This window comes from Burkholderia sp. NFPP32, assembly GCF_900119325.1.
In the GTDB taxonomy this organism is placed as follows: domain Bacteria; phylum Pseudomonadota; class Gammaproteobacteria; order Burkholderiales; family Burkholderiaceae; genus Burkholderia; species Burkholderia pyrrocinia_C.
Genome location: NZ_FPJP01000039.1, coordinates 23,392 through 30,302 on the forward strand (window position 1 = coordinate 23,392; position 6,911 = coordinate 30,302).

A 6,911-nucleotide genomic window follows, 5' to 3' on the forward strand; every position below is an offset into this window, starting at 1 on the left:
TCGTCACGCCCGTCGAGCCGCTTTGTTCGACAACAGATTCACGGATTCACTTCAGAAATTTCATCCAGCAATTTTTCCACTGCGAAGATCCAGTACGTTTCAGACCGTCGACCGGACGGCGGCCTGACAACTCACTGCTCATAGAAGTCGGCCCTGTTTCCGTGTCCGTGTTGCCACTGCGATGATCGCAGCCCCGGTTCCCCAACGTGGTCACCGGCATGCCCCGCCAGAGAGCGGCCTCATGCTGACCGGCATTTTCGGCCAACCGGATCGCACCCATCTTGAATTCCTTCGTGTATTGCCTTCTCGGTACCAGCTTCTCTGACATACTTTTCGCCGGACACAAAAAAGTAATCGAACTTCTTGCTGTACATGGTATCGAGGCAGGAACACGCGGTTGAAAACGGCAACTCGCAGCTGCGCAAGATCACCAAAACCCGCGGCTGCTTCCCGGCAGATGCGGCAGCGACGAAGCTCCATCTGGCTTGCGTTGCGTAACATCACTGCCGGTCATGGGCGGTCCGCTCACGATTGGAAAGCAGTCTTGAACCAGTTCGCGATCTTTCTATGAGGATCGATTCGTTCGACCTTTCGTGTGATTCTCACCCCGTCTTGAAACGGAAATTCTGACACCCTCAATCAATTTTTACGAAGGTCGCAAGCCTCGTGAATATCGAAAATGGAAATTGAAATGGCCGCAGTACTCGCGGCCATCGACAAGGCAAGAGCGTCACACCGACATCAGAATGCGCCGCGAACACCCATGAAAAACTCACTGGAGATCAGGTTCCCTTTCAATTGCTCGTCGCGCGTATTGGTCCGGTTCGCGAACGTATTGAAACCCGATTCCACTTTGCCCGAATCGACAAAGCGATAGCCGGCCTCCATCGTGAACCGCTTGTTGATCCGGTAGTTCACGCCTGCACCCAACGAGTACGCCAGATTGTTCTGGGAGCGTTGTTCGAATTCACGCGTGCGATCGCCCTGCCAGCCCTTGACACCGACACGCGCGATCCCGAGGCCCAGCGAACCGTAGGCCGAAAGTCCCGAGGTCAGATGAAAATCCTTATAGCCATTGAACATCAAGCGTTGCGCAGAAACGTCCATCTGGTTGGCATTCCCACCGAACGGCGCCCAGTACGTGACAAACTCGCTGCGGCGCGGCAGCGTGTATTCCGTCTCGAAGCGCCAGCCGCCGGAAAACTCGCGACCGAGCGCGATCGAGCCATTCAGGCGAGTCGAGCTATCGGGGCCATCGATGCGCTGCATGGCGCGCGGGCTCGTAAGCTCGGCATTGTTCATGTGCGCCGTGGCGCCGAGCAGGCGGACGGCGCCATAATTGTTGTTACCGCTGGATACAGATTGAGAATTCGATTGGGCGATGCACAAACCTGATACGCTAGCAAGGACGGCTGCGACGAAAACATCAGAGAATCTCTCAAACTTCACCATTTCAAAATACCCCATTACGTTAGCAGTTCTATTCAACAAATATGATCGATCCCACGAAGGACCAATCAATAACTTTCCTTTGAAACGAAAGCCGATTCTAACGAGTAAAATTCTGTAATTCAATCTGACCAGTACCAACCAGCCATATTATTTTGTTGTCTCAGCACCCCGATCGCTCAGCATGAGCGCTCACGCGACGCGAGATCGCGGCACGTCAAATAAAAAAACACCAAACCAGTCAATTAATTCGCATTTTTCGATGCTAGATCGGCTCCACGCGTCTGGACACCGAGGCAAGCAGCTACATTGAAGTTCGCCTCAACTTTCGTGCACGAGCTGGATGAAACACTTCGCACCGGTTGACGCTCGCGACGCCCAAGCGACAGACAAGGTATACGCCGCGATTATTCAATGCAAGAAACTGCGCCTCCCGGACAGCAGGAGTTTCGGCTATATTCGCGTGGACGTTGATTTATATTTATAGGATCGGACACAATGGATATTTCACTTTGATGCAGCACGCCACCAAGAAAACAATCATCCCGGAATCAGACTCGGGGTTTCAACATGATCATCATATCCATTGGGCTTCCGCTTGATCATTTCAACCTCGGCAATCCGATACCCGCGAGCATATACCGTTAGAAGAGATACCCCAAACTTGCCATTCAGATCGAGCTTGATTCGCAATCGATAAATATACTGCTCGATCGACCGCGCCACGACGTCTTCCGATACACCCCAAATGGTCATGGCAATCCGCTCTCGGCTGATTTCCTCGTTTTTATACAAGAACAGCAACCAGACAATCTCCAGTTCTTTTGCGGTCAGCCTGATATGATTGCCGTCGACTATCGCTCTTTGAGATCTTCTATCGATGGTATAGGAGCCTATCGATATCGAACCTTGCCTGATCCTCTCGGAAATCGAACGCCCGCCTCGCAGCGCGATCAGTGTTCTGGCGTGGATTTCGCCGATGGAAGCGGGAGCAAGCACCACATCATTGGCGCCCACATCAAACGCATCGATGATGCTGGCTCGATCGGGTTGCACATTCAATAGAACGACGGGAGTTTTCGAACCCAGCCGTGAGGTCAGATAGATGCAGCGCGACCGCTTGCTTTCCATATTCCCCAGGACGTCCACGAGAACGACCGAGTTCTCGGCGGCCTCCATGGATCTTGCGACTCTTAGCTCATCATCGAATCGCACACAGGATATTCCATCTGCCTCGAAGCATTCGAAAATCAGATCAAACAAATAGGTGCTGCTCGTCATTACGGCGATCATTATGATTAAATCCACTTGTTTTCAGCAGACGCACTCCTCCCCACTACCGACAACGCTCGATATTCCAATCACGTCACATCAATGGAATGACGAGGTTCGTGGATTTTCACGGCGCCTGAAAATGAATGACGACGGTGGTATCCCCCAGGTATGTCAGATCAATTTCCGAACCCGGAAGCGAAGGCAGGTAAATGTTCCCGCGTCACGAGTCGACGACACCCGTGCACAATGCGTGACCCGCGGAAAATCCTCGCGGCTTCACGCCGGCCGCGCACTACCTCGGCACGCCTTGCCGCAGGCTTTCCGGCGTATTACCCGCCGTATCCTGTGCATGCATATCGGCACCTTTCTCGGCAAGGGCATCCAGCAGATGATCCCGCTTGAAAAGCGCGGCATACATGGCGGCGGTCTGGCCCGCGTGATTACGCTGGTCCGGATGGCATCGAGTCGTCATCAAACGGCCGGCGATCGTAAATTCCCCTTTGAATATCGCCCCCATCAGCGCCGTGTTCCCGCGCTTGTCCTGAAGGCAAGGATCGGCGCCCGCCGCCAGCAGTTGCTCCACCGCTTGCCGGTGTCCATTGTAGGCGGCCAGTATCAAACCGGTATATCCGTTTTCATCATGGACATTCAGATCGTAGCGCGCGGCAATGAAATCGTTCAGGACTGGCTGATTGCCTTGCCGGGCCGCATCCAGAAAGTATTTTTTTAGCTTCGCCCGGACCATTTCGGGACTTTCTGGCGAGCCTTCCCTGGTCGCTTCCGCAGCAAATGCATGAGCCAATACCAGGTACATCAGAAGCGGAAGGACTATTTTTCGCATGTATCACCTGTCAAAACACGCCCCGCCCCGAGCAGCCAGCGCATCGACATCAGATCGTGCCGATGCGCTGGCTGCCGGGCTTCAATCAACGCGGGAGCGCCGCACGCCGTCAGTCGCTCAACTTCGCGGCCAGCGCCTGCACGCGCTTCAGATCGCCGTTCGCGACTTTCGTCAACCCGGTTCCGTAGTCGGCATCGGCCTTGTAGAAGTACGACAGGAGGATGTGCCGGCTTTCGTCGTCGGTCTTCGCGAGTTCGCCGCCAAGCGTGTTGATCAGGTCCGCCTGGTCTTTCTTGCTGAACGAGCGAAACAGTTCGCCTGCCTGCTTGAAGTTTTGTTCGGACCGGATCTTCGCCTGTTGCGTCGTGCCTTTCAGCGGCGTTTGCACGCTGCGCGCGGACGGTTGCTCGGCACGCATCTGCAGGCGGCTCGGCTGATAGTTCACGCTGCCCGATGCATGACCGGCGTTCATCGCGCCGTCCTGGTTGACGTTATTGACCGCCACGCGCGGCTTGTTCACCGGCAACTGCAGGCCGTTCGCGCCGACGCGGTACATTTGCGTATCGGCATAGGCGAACAAGCGGCCTTGCAGCAGCCGATCCTCGGAAGGCTCGATGCCCGGCACCAGATTCGCCGGCGCCATGGCCACCTGCTCCGTTTCCTGGAAGATGTTTTCCGGGTTCTTGTTGAGCACCATCTGCCCGATTTTTCGCTCGGGAACGTCCGGCCAGATTTTCGTCGCGTCCAGCGGGTCGAAATCGAACTTCGCGAGCTGTTCGGGTTCCAGCACCTGGATGTAAAGATCCCACTTCGGGAAGTCGCCCTTGTTGATGGCCTCGATCAAGTCACGGCTCAGGTAGTTGTAGTCTCGCCCCTGCATCTCCTGAACCTGCTTCGGATCGAGGTTCTTGATACCCTGCAACGATTTCCAATGAAACTTCACATAGCGCACGTCGCCTTTCGCATTGACCAACTTGTACGCATGCACGCCGTTTCCGTCCATCATGCGATAGCTGGCGGGCGTGCCCTGATTCGAATAAAGCAGCGTCAACGTGCGGGTCGATTCCGGCACGTGCGAGAAGAAATCGAACCGGCGCGCGTCGTTCGGCAGGTTCGTCGACGGGTCGGGCTTGGCCGAATGGACCATGTCGGGGAACTTGATCGCATCACGGATGAAGAAGGTCGGAAAATTGTTGCCGACCAGATCCCAGTTGCCGTCCGCGGTATAGAACTTGGTTGCGAAGCCGCGTGGATCGCGATCGGTTTCCGGGGAATACGCACCGTTGACCACCGTCGAGAAGCGCACGAACACCGGCGTCTTTTGCCCCGGCGTGAAAACCTTCGCCATCGTCAGGCTCGAAATATCTGCGAGCGCCGTGAATTCGCCACGCGCACCGGTGCCGCGTGCATGAACCACGCGCTCGGGAATCCGTTCCCGGTCGAAACGCTGCAATTTCTGCAGCAGTTGCACGTCCTGCAGAAGGGTCGGGCCATTGGGGCCCGCGGTCTGGGAATTCTGGTTGTCGCCGACCGGCGCGCCGTTGTCACGGGTGAGCGTCGACGCAACAACCGATTGCGACAGCACGACCATCGCCGCCAGTGCAATCAACGGTCGTCCAGCCTTGAATTCTTGGCTCGAAATTTTCATACAAACTCCTTAATTATAAAAAGCGATTAATTGATCTGAATCGTATTCGATCGCATCAGTCCATGTTTCAACACCATTGCGTATCAGTGGAAACCACCCTCCCCAATGCACTGGAGTCTGTATTTCGAGACTAATGGCACAAGTCCCCGTGGGCAATCAGACGCCCACGCAGAAGCATTGAGACACGTACTAATTCATCGTCGTTCGTTGCGCCGGCCTCGCGGCGGCGCGCCAGGATCACGCTCAACACGGCGCCACCGCGCGCGGCGCGCGCCGACTCAGCGCGGCATCGATCAGCGCAGCCAATTCGTCGAGCGCTTGATCAATCTCGGCCACGTCACCCCGCGCGCCCCGCTCCTCGAGACGCACGCAGGCCGCCATCACCTCGGCCTCGTCAATTATCGCGAATGCCCCTTTCAGCGCATGAAGGCAAGCCAACGCCACCGCGACATCACCGCCCGCCACCGTCGCGCGAATCGTTTCCAGCGACGCGACCACGTAGCCGAGTGCCTTGAGCCGATGCTTCTTTTCGTCACCTTCTGGCTTCCTTTGCCGGAATCATCCCCGACTCCGAGACCCGCTCTTCCACTTATCCTTCTGTCCGAATTCCCGGCGCCACTTCTCAGCGCCAGCAATGACAACAACCATCGAAATACTCGTCTTCCTCGATATCTTCGCCTTTCCGCAGAATACGTCGGACTGTTTTTGAGAAAACTCCCCAAAAGAGCAATACATTTTCAATGTATCTCGACTCAATCAATCTTCCATCCAATTACAGGATTCACATGCCGATTGACAACCCGACGAACCGAGGATTTCAGAACACCTATACGGATCCTTTCATTGAAAAGCACATCCAGGGCGGGGATCGCCCTGGCACCTCCCGGCACCGGATGCAACAAGACAATACGGCACTGGGAAGCACCCTGATGTCCAGGGGTGGCGCGACTCAGCTCGCACGCGACTATAAATCGTTCAAAGATACCGGAGCATCGAACTCCATCACGAAACAAGAAAACAAGAACCACTTGTTTTCTTACAGCAATCCTATTAATTTGGTTAATTACGATGCAAGCGGCAGGAAAAACAACGTAAAATCCAATAACATCGCCTTTGGAACAAATCCGGATGGGAAGATCCATCACCTCGACAACCAAAAATCCTATTCAAATAAAAAATTCAACGACAAATAGCACTCGTTGCGACAGGATTCGTTCCACGACCAACCCATCGTTCAGTCAGACGTGGAACGTCAGCTTGACCTGCCCCCTCAATGCGGCGCTGAGCCGCGGTGTAGCCCACGTCAAGCTTAATCCGCGTACCTCGAGGTGCGGCAGGTCCATGCATGATGTCTCGTTTATCGTCATTCGTTGGCCCCGACGTTGCGATAGCAAGCCAGGATCACGCTCAACACGGCGCCACCGCGCGCGGCACGCGCCGACTCAGCGCGGCATCGATCAGCGCAGCCAGCTCGTCGAGCGCTTGATCAATCTCGGCCACATCGCCCCGCGCGCCCCGCTCCTCGAGACGCACGCAGGCCGCCATCACCTCGGCCTCGTCAATCATCGCGAATGCCCCTTTCAGCGAATGAAGGCAAGCCAACGCCACCGCGACATCGCCGCCCGCCACCGTCGCGCGAATCGTTTCCAGCGACGCGACCGAGCTGCGCAGGAGGATGCCGTGGTGATCCGCATCCAG

General features: G+C 55.8%; 8 protein-coding genes and 1 pseudogene. 2 read left to right on the top strand and 7 right to left on the bottom strand.

Features of this window, described 5'->3' with window-relative positions:
- Positions 1 to 46: 46 nt before the first annotated feature.
- Entirely contained in the window at positions 47 to 328 is a 282-nt protein-coding gene (locus tag BT264_RS38830) for a hypothetical protein (protein WP_143155819.1), read from the bottom strand.
- Positions 329 to 390: 62 nt separating this feature from the next.
- On the opposite strand from BT264_RS38830, the pseudogene BT264_RS35500 reads away from it, so the two are divergent.
- A pseudogene (locus tag BT264_RS35500) lies at positions 391 to 599 on the top strand (IS256 family transposase); the annotation flags it as partial.
- A 142-nt stretch (positions 600 to 741) separates the two neighbouring features.
- On the opposite strand, the gene BT264_RS35505 reads toward BT264_RS35500, so the two are convergent.
- From BT264_RS35505 to BT264_RS35525, 5 genes are all read right to left on the bottom strand, one after another.
- On the bottom strand, positions 742 to 1,452 hold the full coding sequence (locus BT264_RS35505) for an outer membrane protein (RefSeq protein ID WP_072445277.1): 711 nt from the start codon (positions 1,450 to 1,452) through the stop codon (positions 742 to 744).
- A 537-nt stretch (positions 1,453 to 1,989) separates the two neighbouring features.
- The gene (locus BT264_RS35510) at positions 1,990 to 2,730 is read right to left on the bottom strand and encodes a response regulator transcription factor (protein ID WP_177318448.1); all 741 of its coding nucleotides are present in this window, start codon (positions 2,728 to 2,730) and stop codon (positions 1,990 to 1,992) included.
- A 286-nt stretch (positions 2,731 to 3,016) separates the two neighbouring features.
- Complete coding sequence (locus BT264_RS35515; RefSeq protein WP_072445270.1) at positions 3,017 to 3,565, bottom strand: ankyrin repeat domain-containing protein; 549 nt, start codon at positions 3,563 to 3,565, stop codon at positions 3,017 to 3,019.
- Positions 3,566 to 3,674: 109 nt separating this feature from the next.
- Positions 3,675 to 5,213, bottom strand: a complete 1,539-nt coding sequence (locus BT264_RS35520; RefSeq protein ID WP_072445271.1) for a catalase — start codon at positions 5,211 to 5,213, stop codon at positions 3,675 to 3,677.
- 243 nt (positions 5,214 to 5,456) lie between these two features.
- On the bottom strand, positions 5,457 to 5,711 hold the full coding sequence (locus tag BT264_RS35525) for an Hpt domain-containing protein (protein ID WP_072445272.1): 255 nt from the start codon (positions 5,709 to 5,711) through the stop codon (positions 5,457 to 5,459).
- 287 nt (positions 5,712 to 5,998) lie between these two features.
- On the opposite strand from BT264_RS35525, the gene BT264_RS38835 reads away from it, so the two are divergent.
- Complete coding sequence (locus BT264_RS38835; RefSeq protein ID WP_143155820.1) at positions 5,999 to 6,406, top strand: hypothetical protein; 408 nt, start codon at positions 5,999 to 6,001, stop codon at positions 6,404 to 6,406.
- A 214-nt stretch (positions 6,407 to 6,620) separates the two neighbouring features.
- Here BT264_RS38835 and BT264_RS35530 read toward each other — a convergent pair.
- Positions 6,621 to 6,911: Hpt domain-containing protein (locus BT264_RS35530; RefSeq protein ID WP_177319001.1), on the bottom strand; the 291-nt coding region annotated here is incomplete at its 5' end.

What these genes read in the sequence shown, in the direction of transcription:
- BT264_RS38830 (WP_143155819.1), bottom strand. Translation starts at nt 328, where the DNA reads ATGTCAGAGAAGCTGGTACCGAGAAGGCAATACACGAAGGAATTCAAG.
- BT264_RS35505 (WP_072445277.1), bottom strand. Translation starts at nt 1,452, where the DNA reads ATGGTGAAGTTTGAGAGATTCTCTGATGTTTTCGTCGCAGCCGTCCTT.
- BT264_RS35510 (WP_177318448.1), bottom strand. Translation starts at nt 2,730, where the DNA reads ATGACGAGCAGCACCTATTTGTTTGATCTGATTTTCGAATGCTTCGAG.
- BT264_RS35515 (WP_072445270.1), bottom strand. Translation starts at nt 3,565, where the DNA reads ATGCGAAAAATAGTCCTTCCGCTTCTGATGTACCTGGTATTGGCTCAT.
- BT264_RS35520 (WP_072445271.1), bottom strand. Translation starts at nt 5,213, where the DNA reads ATGAAAATTTCGAGCCAAGAATTCAAGGCTGGACGACCGTTGATTGCA.
- BT264_RS38835 (WP_143155820.1), top strand. Translation starts at nt 5,999, where the DNA reads ATGCCGATTGACAACCCGACGAACCGAGGATTTCAGAACACCTATACG.